Below are 13,881 nucleotides of genomic sequence, written 5' to 3'. Positions count from 1 at the left end.
GACTGGCTTGGCATCGGAAACGAATCTCGTCAGACTGTCTTTCGCCTCAACTCTTTACCAAAGGAGCGATACCGTGAACAGAACCTTTCGTTTGCTCTTGAACGCGATGCTTGCGGCCGGTGCAGTGACCGGAGCGGCCGGTGTGTGGGCAGCCGATGACGCGGCAGCGTGCAACGACCCGCGAGTGGACCAGGCTGCCTGCAAGCGCGAAGCCGCGGCGGCCAGGCAAGCCAAGCAGCAAGGCAAGCTGAACAGCACCGGAGGCTATGAAGAGAACGCGCTGGCGCGATGCCAGCGGCAACCGCCTGAAGCACGCGCTGCATGCGAGAAACGCGTGCGCGGCACCGGCGACACCGAGATCAGGGGCAGCGTGCAGGGCGGCGGCAAGATTCGGCGCACCGAAACGCCCGTGCCTGCGCCCGCTCCGGCCAACTGAAGCCTTCGCCTTCCTGGGAGATCTACGGGATCGCGGCGTAAGCCACGATCTCGATCTTCATGCCCGTGACCACGAGGGCGGCCACGCCCATGCTGGAGCGGTTCGGATAGGGGGCCTCGAAGAACTCGCGGTACACGCCGTCGATGGCCGGCATGTCCTTGATGTCGGTCATGTAGATCAACACCTGGGTGACGTCATTCAGGTTGCCGCCCGCTGAATGCACGGCCTGGCGCAGATTGGCGAAAGTGAGCCTCGCCTGATCCTCGATGGGTCCGGTGTCGATGCTGCCATCGGCACGCACGGGGCCGTGGGCGGTGAACAGCAGGTTGCCCGAGGCCTTCACGGCCCAGGAGAAGGGTTGCTTGAGAGGCGGCAGGCCGGTGTCGATGACTTCTTTCATGTCAGTCGAGTACGGCCGCCATGGCTCGCGCGACGTGGTCCACGTTGCCGGTGGTCAGGCCCGACAGGCACATCCGGCCTGAGCGCACGAGATAGACCGCGTGCTCCTCGCGCAAGCGGTTCACCTGCGCTTCGCTCAAGCCGGTGTAGCTGAACATGCCACGCTGGGTGACGAGGTAGTCGAAGTTGCGCCGACCCTGGAAGGTTTCGTTGAGCACCGCATGCAGGCGCTCGCGCATCGCGCGGATGCGCAGGCGCATCTCGGCCGTCTCGTTCGACCATTGCGCGAACAGCACGGGATCCTGCAGCACGCGGGCGATCACGCGCGCACCGTGCGTCGGGGGCGTGGAGTAGTTGCGTCGCACCGTCGCCTTGAGCTGACCCAGCACCACGTCGGCTGCATCGCGATCGGCGCACACCACGCTCAAGCCGCCGCATCGCTCGCCGTACATCGAGAAGTTCTTGGAGAACGAGTTGGCGACCAGGAACTGCAGGCCAGCATCGCCAAGGCGCGCACCGCGAAGGCGTCCGCGTCGAGGCCGTCGCCGAAGCCCTGGTAGGCGATGTCCACGAAGGGGATCAGGTCGCGTTCGCGCAGCACCGGGATGAGGGCCCGCCACTGGGCGGTCGACAGGTCGACCCCGGTCGGGTTGTGGCAGCTCGCGTGCAGCAGCACGATGCTGCGGCGGGGCAAGGTGCCCAGCGTGGCCAGCATGTCGTCGAAGCGCAGGCCGCCGGTCTCCGGGTCGTAGTAGGGGTAGGTCTGCACTTGAAGGCCTGCGCCTTCAAAGATGGCGTGATGGTTCTCCCAGGTCGGATCACTGACCCAGACGCCGCTCTCGGGGAAATAGCGGTGCAGGAAATCGGCGCCCACTTTCAGCCCGCCCGAGCCGCCCAGCGTTTGCAGCGTGGCGATACGGCCGCTGGCGACAGCCTCGTCATCGGCGCCGAACAACAGGCGCTGCACCGCCGAGCGAAAGTCGGCCATGCCCTCGATCGGCAGGTAGGGGCGCGGACCGATGTTGTTGAGCAGAGCGCTTTCGGCCGCGCGAACGGAGGGCAGCACGGGCAGCCGGCCCTCGTTGTCGAAGTACACGCCGATGCTCAGGCTGACCTTGTTGGGGCGCGCGTCCTTCTGGAAGGTTTCCATCAAGGACAGGATCGGGTCGCCCGCATACGGCGGGACGTGGGCGAACAGCGAGGGCGCAGAGGTGGACATGGTGCTTATGGAAGGGGGTTGATGAACTATCTCCGGATTCTCATTTCTCAGGTTTTCAAAGCCAACTTATTTTTGCATCACACATAATTCATCCAACTATTAGCGAAATCAGGGTTGATTTATGCAAATCGAGCTGGACAAGATCGACCGGCAGCTGATGGCGGCCCTTCAGCAGAACGCACGCCTGACTACCGGCGAACTGGCGCAGATGACCGGCCTGTCGCAGTCACCATGCTGGCGCCGCATCAGGCGCCTGGAGGAGTCGGGCCTGATCGACGGCTACCACGCGCGCCTCAGCCGCCGCGGCCTGGGCTACGGGGTGGTGGCCTTCGTGAGCATCAGCATCGACCACCAGAACGAATTGCGCTCGATGGAGTTCGTCGAAGCCGTACGCGCGATCCCGGAGGTGGTGATGTTCCATGGCATCACCGGAACGGCGGACTTCCTGCTGATGGTCGTGGCCCGCGATCTGGATGCGTATTCGGATCTGCTGCAGAGCAAGCTGCACCGGCTGCCGGGTGTGAAGCAGGTGCAAACGAGCTTCTCGCTGCAGGAGTTCAAGCGCTTCGATGACTTGCCGGTTCCGGCCCGCTAAGTGGGCGATTGAGATCCGCCCCTGGATTGGATGCTGGCAAGAATTTCGTTGGGCTCCACGATCGTGATGTGCTCCTTGTAGAGCGCGGAAAGCTCGGCTTGGGAAAGATCGGCGCCAAGTCGCCTTGCAGCGTCTACGCCGAGTGGGCTGTTGGCCAACTCTTCCAGGTAGGCGAAGAAGTGCGCAATGTATTTCTGTTGGAGTCGCGTGATCTCGTCGCGGGCCAGCAGCGGGCGACGATGTTCCTTTTGCCACAGATTCCGCGTCTCCAGGAAGTCCTGCATCGTGTAGAGGGTCGTGGGGAAGTCGAGGTAGAAGGTGTCGTCCAGGCCTCCCTCTGTACCCAGTTGAGTGAGCGTGAGCAGGCTGCGCTTGAACAGTTTCTTGTCCACGTTGCCGAGGTTGATGATGTCCTGGCTCCTTGTATGGAGCCTCACGTTCCTTTCGACGGATTCTCTGAAGCCATCCAGGTCCTGGACGTCCTGCGGGAAGACGATGTGCATTACGGGTCGCTTGCCCGGCGGCAAGCCCAGTCGCTCGCCCTCGGCGCGCAGCGTGAGCAGGACGCCAACGATGAAGTTCGAGAAGTACCCGTAGGCGAGGGCGCGGCCGATGCTGTAGTTTTCGGAGCCGTCCACGAGCCCCCGTTCGAGGCGAAGCTTGATGTGGATGCCGATGCAGAACGCCACCGTGAGCGACAGCATCGTGAGCATTCCATCGCTCGACAGCGCATCAAGCCAGTTCTTCGGAAGACATTGCGCGCCAAGAATGCAGGGGAACTCCTTGCCGATGCTGAGGCACGCGGAAAGGATCAGCAGAAGAGTGGCGGACTTGGTCGGCCAGTTGTACTCCGAGACGAGTGATCGAAAGGCAACCCATCCTTCCTGCGCGGTGATGGGCGCGTCCAGGCTACGCACCGGGACCAATCCGCGCGCTTTCGCATTCGCAAACTCGACTTGGGTGATCGCGCCATCATCCGACTGGTAAATGCTCACACCGCCCTTCGGATACTTCATCGACGGGGTGTCTTCAACACGCCCGGTCGTCAGCGTCACTCGCAGCAAGTCGCTTTTGGCATCGTGTATCGCCTTCACGCAACCTCCGAGGAAATCAACAGTCTGCTGCAGAACCGGCGTTCGCCATGGCGGCGGCCGGACGCACTCGCAATGGTTGGGTGCAGCGGCCCAGGGCGCATTCGTCGTGACAGTGGAGCCTGTGCCAAGTCGGCCAGGCGACAAGGACCCTGGAGCAGGGTAGTCAAGGACGCGAGGCGGCTGTCCGCCGGGTACCGCATGAACAGTGGGCGTTTGGTGGAGAGGAGGAGGATCGAACTCCCGACCTCCGCATTGCGAACGCGGCGCTCTCCCAGCTGAGCTACCCCCCCCAACGCAAACAGAATTCTAACCAGAACCCGGCGTCCGGTGCAGCCCCGCTGGCGGCGTGCCAAGATGCGCGCCTCGCCAACTCCGGAGCAAGAAGAATGGTCTCGTACGATCCCGCCTGGCTGGACCGCATGTACAACAACCGGGCGCGGGTGCCGGGTCATCCCGCGTACCTGGAGCGCTGGGCCGCGGACTCCGCGGCGCTCCGCGCCTCCCTGCCGTGCAGCTTGGACTTGCGCTACGGCGACGGTCCCGGCGAGACCCTGGACGTCTTTCCCGCCCCGGTGGCGGATGCGCCCGTGCTGGTGTTCATCCATGGCGGCTATTGGCGCTCGCTCGACAAGAGCGACCATTCATTCATCGCCCGGGCGTTCAATGACCGCGGCGTCTGCGTCGTGGTGCCCAACTATGCGCTGTGCCCGGGCACGCCCGCGCAGCCGATCGGCATCGCAGACATCGCGCTGCAGATGGTGCGCGCGCTGGAATGGACCTGGCGCACTGTCGTGGCCCACGGCGGCGATCCTTCGCGCATCACCGTAGCCGGTCATTCCGCTGGCGGGCACCTCAGCGCGATGCTGCTCGGTTGCGACTGGAAAGCCGTTGCGCCGGATCTGCCGGCGCAGCTCGTTCGCAACGCGCTCTCCATTTCCGGCCTTCATGACTTGCGGCCCCTGCAGCACGCGCCCTTCATCAAGGACGCCATCCGCCTGACCGACGCCGACGCGTTGCGCCTGAGCCCGGCCTTCTGGCCGGCGCCGAAGCGCGCTCCGTTCTACGCGGTCGCCGGCGGCGACGAGAGCGAGGAGTTCATTCGCCAGAACACGCTGATCCGAGAGGCGTGGGGCCCCAAGGTGGTGTCCGTCTGCGAGGTGCTTCCAGGGCTCGACCACTTCGGCGTCGTGGATGCGCTGGCCGACCCCGGTCACCGGCTGCACAGCCTCGCCGTGCAATTGCTCGAGGCCTGAACCGCGCCGGGGGCGGTCTCACATCAGCAGGTGTTCGCCCGCGTTGTCGCCACCCAGCGTGACGTAGTTGACCTTGCGGATGTCCATGAGCTTGCGGCCGCCCGCGTAGCTGATGGAGCTCTGGATGTCCTGCTCCATCTCGACCAGCGTGTCGGCGAGCTTGCCCTTGATCGGTTCGAGGATGCGCTTGCCTTCGACGTGCTTGTATTCGCCCTTGTTGAAGTCGCTGGCCGAGCCGTAGTACTCCTTGAAGAGCGTGCCGTCGACTTCCACGGTCTGGCCCGGCGATTCCTCGTGGCCCGCAAACAGCGAACCGATCATCACCATCGACGCGCCGAAGCGGATGCTCTTGGCGATGTCGCCGTGGTCGCGGATGCCGCCGTCGGCAATGATCGGCTTCGTCGCCACGCGGGCGCACCACTTGAGCGCCGACAGCTGCCAGCCGCCCGTGCCGAAGCCGGTCTTGAGCTTGGTGATGCAGACCTTGCCCGGCCCAATGCCGACCTTGGTGGCGTCCGCACCCCAGTTCTCGAGGTCGATCACGGCCTCCGGCGTTCCGACGTTGCCCGCGATCACGAAGGTCTTCGGCAGCTTCTTCTTCAGGTACGCAATCATGTTCTTCACGGTGTCCGCATGACCGTGCGCGATGTCGATCGTCACGTATTCGGGCACGAGTTCCGCGGCCGCCAGTTGGTCGACCGTGTCGTAGTCCGGCTTCTTGACGCCCAGCGAGATCGAGGCGAACACACCCTTGGCGTGCATGTCCTTCACGAACTGGACGTTGTCCAGGTCGAAGCGGTGCATCACGTAGAAATAGCCGTTTTTCGCGAGCCAGGTGCAGATGGTCTCGTCGACCACCGTCTTCATGTTGGCGGGCACCGTGGGGATGCGGAAGCTGCGACCGCCGAGGGTGACGCTTGCATCGCACTCGGAGCGGCTTTCCACCACGCACTTGCGCGGCAGCAGAAGGATGTTGTCGTAGTCGAAGATTTGCATGAGATCCAAGCTCCTTAAAGGGTCGTCGCCGAACGATTTCGGCGGCGATGGGGCGCTTGGCTTGGAGACCGGATTTGCGGGTGCGCCGTGCCGGCGCGACCGAACCCTGCTGTGCGCAGGCACAAAAAAACCGGACGTCAAGAAACTTGGGCCCGGTGACTGATTCTACCCGCCCGCGCCGCAGGGTGACTTCGGCCGCTTCGTATAACCCCCATACGCAGTGCTTTCTACAATCGGTGGATGTTCACCGACCTCGCGGCCGCCGCAGATTCGCCGCTGCTCCAAAACCTCAACCCGGAGCAGCGTGCCGCCGTGACGCTCCCGGCCGGCAACGCCCTGATCCTCGCCGGCGCCGGCTCCGGCAAAACACGGGTGTTGACCACCCGCATCGCATGGTTGCTGCAGACCGGCCAGGTGTCGCCGGGCGGCATCCTGGCCGTGACCTTCACCAACAAGGCCGCGAAGGAAATGATGACGCGGCTGAGCTCGATGCTGCCGGTCAATGTGCGGGGCATGTGGATCGGTACCTTCCATGGGCTGTGCAACCGTTTCCTGCGCGCGCACTGGAAGCTCGCCAACCTGCCGTCCACCTTCCAGATCCTCGACACGCAGGACCAGCTCTCGGCCATCAAGCGGCTGATGAAGCAGTTCAACGTCGACGACGAGCGTTTTCCGGCCAAGCAGACGCAATGGTTCATCGCCGGCGCCAAGGAAGACGGCCTGCGCCCGCGCGACGTCGAGATCCGCAGCGACGACGACCGCAAGAAGGTCGAGCTCTACCAACTCTACGAGGAGCAGTGCCAGCGCGAAGGCGTGGTCGATTTCGGCGAGCTGATGCTGCGCAGCTACGAACTGCTGCGTGACAACGACCCCGTGCGCGAGCACTACCAGCGGCGCTTCCGCCACATCCTGATCGATGAGTTCCAGGACACCAACCGGCTCCAGTACGCGTGGATCAAGATGCTCTCGGGCACCACGGCCGACGGCCGCTTCGTGCCCGGTGACAACAGCGTGATCGCGGTCGGCGACGACGACCAGAGCATCTACGCATTCCGTGGTGCGCGCGTGGGCAACATGGCCGACTTCGTGCGCGAGTTCGAGGTGTCGCACCAGATCAAGCTGGAGCAGAACTACCGCAGCTACAGCAACATCCTCGATTCGGCGAACGAACTGATCAGCCACAACAAGAAGCGCCTCGGCAAGAGCCTGCGCACCGACCAGGGCCCGGGCGAGCCGGTCCGCGTCTACGAGTCGACCAGCGATTTCGCCGAGGCGCAATGGATGGTCGAGGAAATGCGGCAGCTCGTGCGCGACGGCATCGATCGCAAGGAAATGGCCGTGCTCTACCGCAGCAACGCGCAGAGCCGGGTGATCGAAACCGCGCTCTTCAATGCAGCGGTTCCGTATCGTGTGTACGGCGGCTTGCGATTCTTCGAGCGCGCCGAAATCAAGCACGCGCTGGCCTACCTGCGGCTGCTCGAGAACAAGGACGACGACACAAGTTTCCTTCGCATCGTCAACTTTCCGCCGCGCGGTATCGGCGCGAGGAGCATCGAGCAGCTCCAGGACGCGGCTCGCGCGGCCGGCCGGTCGCTGCACGACGCCGTCAGCGCGGTCGGCGGCAAGGCCGGCGGCAATCTCTCGGCCTTCGTCGCCAAGATCGACGTGTTGCGCGAGCAGACACAGGGTATGTCGCTGCGCGAGATCATCGAACTCGTGCTCGACCACAGCGGCCTGGTCGAGCACTACAAGGCCGATCGCGAAGGCGCCGATCGTCTGGAGAACCTGGACGAACTGGTGAACGCCGCCGAGAGCTTTGTCACGCAGGAGGGCTTCGGCCGCGACGCGGTGGCGCTTCCCATCGACGAACTGCGGCAATCCCCCGCCAGCCAGGGCCTCGACCCGAACCGCCCCCTCATCGACGAAGCGCTCGCGCCCGATGCCGAAACCGGCGAGACGCTGAGCCCGCTCGCCGCATTCCTGACCCACGCCGCGCTGGAATCGGGCGACAACCAGGCGCAAGCCGGCCAGGACGCGGTGCAACTCATGACGGTGCACGCCGCCAAGGGCCTCGAATTCGATTGCGTGTTCATCACCGGCCTGGAAGAGGGCCTGTTCCCCCACGAGAACTCGATGAGCGACTACGAGAGCCTCGAGGAAGAGCGCCGCCTGATGTACGTCGCCATCACGCGCGCCCGAAAGCGCCTGTACCTGAGCCACTCGCAAACGCGGATGCTGCATGGCCAGACCCGCTACAACGTCAAGAGCCGCTTTTTCGAGGAACTGCCGGAAAGCGCACTCAAGTGGCTGACGCCCAAGAACCAGGGATTCGCTCCCTCGGCCTTCGGCTACGGAGGCGGCTATGCGACGACACGCGGCGGCGCAGGCAGCTACAGCAGCAAGGACACCTTCGCCAGTCCACCCGTGCCCCCGCAGAAAGCCGCGCCTTCGCACGGCCTGCGGTCAGGAATGCAGGTGTTCCACAACAAGTTCGGCGAAGGAACGGTGACGGCGCTCGAAGGCAGCGGCGACGACGCCCGTGCGCAAGTGAACTTCCCGCGCCACGGCGTCAAGTGGCTGGCGCTCTCTGTGGCAAAGCTGACGCCGGTCTGACGATGCGGCCGGCTCAGCCGGGCCTGTTGGTGAGACACCCGCGGAACCGGCTATGCCGGACCGCAGGTGTTGCTGCTTGAGAAGGGGTGCCCGAGCCACACGCAGTGGACGAGGCTGGGGGTCATTCCTCAAATGAATCCCGGAAGGTGAACCACGTACTGGTGAAAAACATCGCAGCCATCACCAGGGCGCCGCCGACCATCACGGCGCCACCGGCCGCCGAAGCGCCTTCCCCCATCCCCATCACGCCCACGGCGACCAGCAGCGTCGCGAGCAGGCTCAGCACGATGCCCGCGCCGATGAAGACGCCCACCCAGACCAGCCCGAAGACGGTGAGCGCGCCAAAGTTCTTGAAGCAGGCGACAAAGCTGAAGAACAGGCTCTTGGCCGGCGGCACTCGATGCCAATGCACCAGCGCGGGCGCATGCCAGAAGGCCAGCGAAAGCGGCAGGTACAGCCCCATCGCGATCCAAAGCGCCACCTGGAATTCGGTGGTTTCGGCCAGTTCACGGGTGAGCGGGCCGCCGAGCAGGTAGACGCGCGCAAACTGGCCGCCGTCGGCCAGTGCCGAGATGGCCATGACGACCAGGAACAGGCCTGCATAGAGTGCGCCCAGCACCGCCATGGGCCGAACTTCCGTCCTGATGGCGTTCAGCGCCGCCATGAACACCGTTCCTGCCGGCGGCTTTTCCGGCCCTGCGGCCTGCGCGGCGGCGGCCATCAGGCCGAGCGTCATGGTGGGCAGCAGCATCAACGCGAGGGCTGCGCCGATCAGAGGCAATTGCGAGGCGATCGACACCATCGCCATGAAAAAGAAGAAGAGCGAAATGAAGGCCAGCGGCTGCCGGGCGAATGCCTGGAGTCCGGTGCGGACCCACAGCACGCCGGTGCGCGCCGGCACGAGGTTGAGTTTCATCGGGTCGGGTCAGGCGTCCAGCGTTTCGGCGCCGCGGTCGAACTCGAAGCTCGCATGGGCACGTTCACGCAGCACGCGTTCGAAGTGGGTCGGGTCGTGGGCCTTGAGCATGCTCGCCTCACGCGGAAGGTGGTAGTCCCACAGCCGCGAAATCCAGAAGCGCAGCGCTGCGGCGCGCAGCATGGCGGGCAGCAGGGCGCGCTCGGGGCCGGTCAGGGGGCGCACGGTGCCGTAGGCGGCGAGCAGGGCGTCGGCGCGCGCGGCATCGTGGCGGCCGCTTGCAAGATCGATGGCCCAGTCGTTCAGGCACACGGCCAGATCGAAGAGCCATGTGTCGGCGCCGGCGAAGTAGAAGTCGAACACGCCGGTCAGCCGGGGCGCTTCGGCGCTGGCGTGCGTGTCGAACATGGCGTTATCGCGGAACAGGTCGGCGTGCACCGGGCCGCGCGGCAGCGCCGCGTAGGCGGAGGATTCGGCCACGTGGTTCTGGTAGGCCAGTTCGCTGCGCAGCAGCGAAGCTTGCGGGGCTTCCAGATAGGGCAGGACCACGGGGGCGGTGTCGTTCCACCAGGACAGACCGCGCAGGTTGGGCTGGATACGGGGATAGTTCCGCGCCGCGAGGTGCATCCGGGCCAGCAGCCGGCCGAGCTCGGCGCAATGGGCGGATGTCGGCGACAGTTCGCTCTTGCCCTGGAGGCGTTGCACGATGGCGGCCGGCTTGCCGGCCACGGTGTGCAGCAACTCGCAGGGCGCGTTGGCCGGGATGGACAGTGCGTGGCCCGTAGGCGGCGCGATCGCCGGGTCGGCCACCGGCTCGGGCACGGGAAGGCCGCGCGCCGCAAGGTGCTTCATCAGACAAAGGTAGTACGGGAGCTGCTCGGCGCCGAGGCGCTCGAAGAGCGTCAGCACGAACTCGCCGGACTCCGTGGTCGCGAAGTAGTTGGTGTTCTCGATGCCACCCTCGATGCCCCTGAGATCGGTGAGGGCACCCAGACCGAGACGACGCACCAAGGCGTCGGCTTCGTCGAATCCGACTTCCGTGAAAACCGCCACTGCGTGCTCAGAACTTGAAGACGTTCCACCAGACCCGGGAACCGTTCTCGCCGGAACTCTGGTCGGATTGCCCTTGATTGCGCACGCGTTCGGTTTCGTTGGGCATCACCTGGTAGGACGGCCCGTTGGCGGGCTTCACGGTGATGCTTTCTGTCTGACCGCCGACACGAAGTTCGTCGACCGTCGCGTTGCGGTCCTCGACGTGGATACGCTCGATCTTCTGGTTGTGGCGGCCTGCGGCCTTGTCCGGATCCGGTTGCGCCTGGGTGGGCGTCGAAGCTGGTGGCTGCGGATTCTGCGCAAACACAGCGGCGCTCGGCGCGGCGCAGGCCAACACCAGCGAAACGAGCCGGTTGCGGCGAACGAGGAGCGTGGAGGAGGACATGGAGAGATTGTAGGTCCGCGTTCTTCGGAGGGGTACAACAAAGTGAGGATCTTTCGCGGCGCCGGGGGCCGCCGTCCGGCACGGCAAAATGCCCCGATGACCGACAAGAAAACGCTGCTGCTCGTCGACGGATCGAGCTACCTTTACCGCGCCTTCCATGCGATGCCCGACCTTCGCGCCGTACCGGGGGACAACAGCAGCCCCGCGACCGGCGCCATCCGGGGAATGATCAACATGATGCAGGCCCTGCGCCGGGAGGTGCGGGCCGACTATGCGGCCTGCATCTTCGACGCGCCGGGCAGGACCTTCCGCGACGACTGGTACCCCGAGTACAAGGCGAACCGTTCGCCGATGCCCGACGACCTGCGCAGCCAGGTCGAGCCGATCCACCAGGTGGTCAGGATGCTCGGCTGGCCGGTGCTGTGCGTGCCCGATGTCGAGGCCGACGACGTGATCGGCACGCTCGCGCGCATGGCCGCCAGCCAGGGCGTCGAGGTGATCGTGTCCAGCGGCGACAAGGACCTGAGCCAACTGGTCGACGAGCACATCACCATCATCGACACGATGAACGGCAAGAAGCGCGACGTGGCGGGCGTGACGGCCGAATTCGGCGTGCCGCCGAGCCTGATGATCGACTACCAGACCCTGGTGGGCGACACCGTTGACAACGTTCCCGGCGTGGAAAAGGTCGGCCCGAAGACCGCTGCCAAGTGGTTGCTCCAGTACGGCTCGCTCGACGGCCTGATCGCGAACGCCGCCGAGGTCAAGGGCCAGGCCGGCGAAAACCTCCGCAAGGCGCTGGACTGGCTCCCGCAGGGGCGGCGTCTCGTGACCATTCGCACCGATTGCGATCTGGATGGCCACGTGAGCGGCCTGCCCGCGCTCGACGCGATAGCCATCGGTCCGCAGCAGACGGACGGCCTGAAGGCCTTTTACGAACAGTACGGTTTCAAGAGCCTCGTGAAGACGCTGGAGGCGCACGAGGTGCAGCCCGAGCTGATCGAGGAAAACAGGAAACGCAAGGGCCCGGAAGGCGGCACAGGCCTTTTTGACGATCCGAGCTTCGAGGCCGCCTCCAAGGCGACCAACCTGGTCTACGACACCGTGATGAGCTGGGAGGTCTTCGATGCCTGGCTCGAGAAGCTCAAGGCTGCCGAACTGGTGGCGATCGACACGGAAACGAACTCGCTCGACGAGATGCGCGCCGAGATCGTCGGCCTGAGCTTCAGCGTGAAGCCAGGCGAAGCCGCGTACATCCCGGTCGGCCACAACTATCCCGATGCGCCGGTGCAACTGCCGCGGGACGAAGTGCTCGCGAAGCTGAAGTCGTGGCTCGAGAACGGCGCGAAGAAGAAGCTGGGCCAGCACATCAAGTACGACCGCCATGTGTTCGCCAACCACGGCATCGAGGTGCAAGGCTATGCGCATGACACCATGCTGCAGAGCTACGTGCTCGAAGTGCACAAGCCGCACGGGCTCGCCAGCTTGGCGGAGCGGCACCTGGGGCGCAGCGGCATCGACTACGAGGACCTGTGCGGCAAGGGGGCGCACCAGATTCCGTTCAGCCAGGTGTCCATCGAGAAGGCCGCCGAGTATTCGTGCGAAGACTCGGACCAGACGCTGGACGTGCACCATGCACTGTGGCCCCAACTCGAAGCCAACGAGAAACTGCGCTTCGTCTACGAGCTGGAGATGGCGTCGAGCGAAACGCTCTACCGAATCGAGCGCAATGGCGTCCTGATCGATGCGCCCACACTGTCCGCGCAAAGCAACGAACTCGGCAAGCGCATCATGGCGCTGGAGCAGGAGGCCTACGAGCTCGCGGGCCAGCCCTTCAATCTCGGATCGCCCAAGCAGATCGGCGAGGTGTTCTTCACCAAGCTGGGCCTGCCGATCATCAAGAAGACGCCGAGCGGCGCGCCGAGCACCGACGAAGAGGTGCTGGAAAAACTCGCCGAGGACTTCCCGCTGCCCGCGAAGATCCTCGAGCACCGGGGCTTGTCGAAGCTCAAGGGCACCTACACCGACAAGCTCGGCCTGCTGGCCAATCCGCGCAGCGGCCGCGTGCATACGCACTACGCGCAAGCCGTGGCGGTGACGGGGCGGCTGTCGAGCAATGATCCGAACCTGCAGAACATCCCGATCCGCACCCCTGAAGGCCGCCGTGTGCGCGAAGCGTTCGTGGCGCCGGCGGGCAGCGTGATCGCGAGTTCCGACTACTCGCAGATCGAGCTGCGCATCATGGCCCACATCAGCGGCGACGAATCGCTGCTGCGCGCCTTCAAGGAAGGCATCGACGTGCACCGCGCGACGGCCGGCGAAGTCTTCGGGGTCGCGGTGGACCAGGTGTCGAGCGAGCAGCGCCGCTATGCCAAGGTCATCAACTTCGGGCTGATCTACGGCATGAGCAGCTTCGGGCTCGCGCGCAACCTGGGCATCGAGACCAAGGCGGCCGCCTCGTACATCGAGCGCTACTTTGCGCGCTATCCGGGCGTGAAGCAGTACATGGACGAGACAAAGGCGCTTGCCAAGCAGCGGGGCTATGTGGAGACCGTCTTCGGCCGCCGCCTCTACCTGCCCGAGATCAACTCGCCGAACGGCCCGCGCCGCGGCGGTGCCGAACGCGCCGCGATCAACGCGCCGATGCAGGGCACCGCGGCCGATCTCATCAAGCTCAGCATGGTCAAGGTGCAGGACGTGCTCGACGCCGAGAAGCGCGGCACGAAGATGATCATGCAGGTGCACGACGAACTGGTGTTCGAAGTGCCTGAGGGCGAGGTCGAGTGGGTGCGCACCGAGATCCCGCGGCTCATGGCCGGCGTGGCGGACCTCCAGGTGCCGTTGCTGGCGGAGATCGGCTTCGGGGCCAATTGGGACAAGGCCCACTAGATTTGCTCGCCCCCAGCCTGCGCGCACTTCGTG

11 protein-coding genes, 1 tRNA gene and 1 pseudogene are annotated in these 13,881 nt (G+C 65.1%); 5 read left to right on the top strand and 8 right to left on the bottom strand.

Translation table 11 applies throughout. The features are described from left to right. Positions 1-73: 73 nt before the first annotated feature. Positions 74-436: a hypothetical protein gene (locus QTH97_RS06500; protein ID WP_286567276.1), complete on the top strand. Its 363-nt coding sequence runs from the start codon at positions 74-76 to the stop codon at positions 434-436. A 22-nt stretch (positions 437-458) separates the two neighbouring features. Here the strand turns inward: QTH97_RS06500 and QTH97_RS06495 are convergent, their stop codons facing one another. Next, positions 459-836, bottom strand: coding sequence for a RidA family protein (locus tag QTH97_RS06495; RefSeq protein ID WP_286567275.1), 378 nt, complete (start codon positions 834-836; stop codon positions 459-461). Between the two features lies 1 nt (position 837). After that, a pseudogene (locus QTH97_RS06490) lies at positions 838-2,033 on the bottom strand (amino acid aminotransferase). A gap of 142 nt (positions 2,034-2,175) precedes the next feature. Between QTH97_RS06490 and QTH97_RS06485 the strand changes: the two are divergent. Next, positions 2,176-2,649, top strand: coding sequence for an Lrp/AsnC family transcriptional regulator (locus QTH97_RS06485; RefSeq protein ID WP_286567274.1), 474 nt, complete (start codon positions 2,176-2,178; stop codon positions 2,647-2,649). On the opposite strand, the gene QTH97_RS06480 is transcribed toward QTH97_RS06485, so the two are convergent. Together QTH97_RS06480 and QTH97_RS06475 are read right to left on the bottom strand one after the other, a co-directional pair. Then, positions 2,646-3,704 carry an STING domain-containing protein gene (locus QTH97_RS06480; RefSeq protein ID WP_286567273.1) on the bottom strand — a complete coding sequence of 353 codons (1,059 nt, stop codon included), beginning with the start codon at positions 3,702-3,704 and terminating at the stop codon, positions 2,646-2,648. The two genes, QTH97_RS06485 and QTH97_RS06480, sit on opposite strands and share 4 nt — an antisense overlap. A 253-nt stretch (positions 3,705-3,957) precedes the next feature. Beyond that, positions 3,958-4,033: transfer RNA gene (locus QTH97_RS06475), tRNA-Ala, on the bottom strand. Between the two features lie 96 nt (positions 4,034-4,129). Here QTH97_RS06475 and QTH97_RS06470 point away from each other — a divergent pair. After that, the gene (locus tag QTH97_RS06470) at positions 4,130-4,996 is read left to right on the top strand and encodes an alpha/beta hydrolase (protein WP_286567272.1); all 867 of its coding nucleotides are present in this window, start codon (positions 4,130-4,132) and stop codon (positions 4,994-4,996) included. A gap of 18 nt (positions 4,997-5,014) precedes the next feature. Here QTH97_RS06470 and QTH97_RS06465 read toward each other — a convergent pair whose 3' ends face one another. After that, a complete protein-coding gene (locus QTH97_RS06465; protein WP_286567271.1) occupies positions 5,015-5,992 on the bottom strand; it encodes a GMP reductase in 978 nt (325 codons plus the stop codon). Positions 5,993-6,232: 240 nt separating this feature from the next. Here QTH97_RS06465 and QTH97_RS06460 point away from each other — a divergent pair, with 240 nt between their 5' ends. Continuing rightward, positions 6,233-8,605 carry a UvrD-helicase domain-containing protein gene (locus tag QTH97_RS06460; protein ID WP_286567270.1) on the top strand — a complete coding sequence of 791 codons (2,373 nt, stop codon included), beginning with the start codon at positions 6,233-6,235 and terminating at the stop codon, positions 8,603-8,605. A 121-nt stretch (positions 8,606-8,726) separates the two neighbouring features. Here QTH97_RS06460 and QTH97_RS06455 read toward each other — a convergent pair whose 3' ends face one another. From QTH97_RS06455 to QTH97_RS06445, 3 genes are read right to left on the bottom strand one after another with little or no spacing between them, the layout of a single operon-like run. Continuing rightward, the gene (locus QTH97_RS06455) at positions 8,727-9,521 is read right to left on the bottom strand and encodes a BPSS1780 family membrane protein (RefSeq protein WP_286567269.1); all 795 of its coding nucleotides are present in this window, start codon (positions 9,519-9,521) and stop codon (positions 8,727-8,729) included. A 9-nt stretch (positions 9,522-9,530) separates the two neighbouring features. Beyond that, a complete protein-coding gene (locus tag QTH97_RS06450; protein ID WP_286567268.1) occupies positions 9,531-10,574 on the bottom strand; it encodes a homoserine kinase in 1,044 nt (347 codons plus the stop codon). A gap of 7 nt (positions 10,575-10,581) precedes the next feature. Beyond that, complete coding sequence (locus QTH97_RS06445) at positions 10,582-10,959, bottom strand: hypothetical protein (RefSeq protein WP_286567267.1); 378 nt, start codon at positions 10,957-10,959, stop codon at positions 10,582-10,584. Between the two features lie 96 nt (positions 10,960-11,055). On the opposite strand from QTH97_RS06445, the gene polA reads away from it, so the two are divergent. Continuing rightward, positions 11,056-13,848: a DNA polymerase I gene (gene polA / locus QTH97_RS06440; RefSeq protein ID WP_286567266.1), complete on the top strand. Its 2,793-nt coding sequence runs from the start codon at positions 11,056-11,058 to the stop codon at positions 13,846-13,848. Positions 13,849-13,881 lie beyond the last annotated feature (33 nt).

It is taken from the genome of Variovorax gracilis (assembly GCF_030317115.1).
In the GTDB taxonomy this organism is placed as follows: domain Bacteria; phylum Pseudomonadota; class Gammaproteobacteria; order Burkholderiales; family Burkholderiaceae_C; genus Variovorax; species Variovorax gracilis.
Note: the sequence above shows the minus strand (reverse complement) of the source record. Positions and strands in the feature narration are given on the sequence as shown.

Coding starts and splice junctions, on each gene's coding strand:
- polA (WP_286567266.1), top strand. CDS start 11,056: ATGACCGACAAGAAAACGCTGCTGCTCGTCGACGGATCGAGCTACCTT.
- QTH97_RS06460 (WP_286567270.1), top strand. CDS start 6,233: ATGTTCACCGACCTCGCGGCCGCCGCAGATTCGCCGCTGCTCCAAAAC.
- QTH97_RS06445 (WP_286567267.1), bottom strand. CDS start 10,959: ATGTCCTCCTCCACGCTCCTCGTTCGCCGCAACCGGCTCGTTTCGCTG.
- QTH97_RS06495 (WP_286567275.1), bottom strand. CDS start 836: ATGAAAGAAGTCATCGACACCGGCCTGCCGCCTCTCAAGCAACCCTTC.
- QTH97_RS06470 (WP_286567272.1), top strand. CDS start 4,130: ATGGTCTCGTACGATCCCGCCTGGCTGGACCGCATGTACAACAACCGG.
- QTH97_RS06465 (WP_286567271.1), bottom strand. CDS start 5,992: ATGCAAATCTTCGACTACGACAACATCCTTCTGCTGCCGCGCAAGTGC.
- QTH97_RS06455 (WP_286567269.1), bottom strand. CDS start 9,521: ATGAAACTCAACCTCGTGCCGGCGCGCACCGGCGTGCTGTGGGTCCGC.
- QTH97_RS06485 (WP_286567274.1), top strand. CDS start 2,176: ATGCAAATCGAGCTGGACAAGATCGACCGGCAGCTGATGGCGGCCCTT.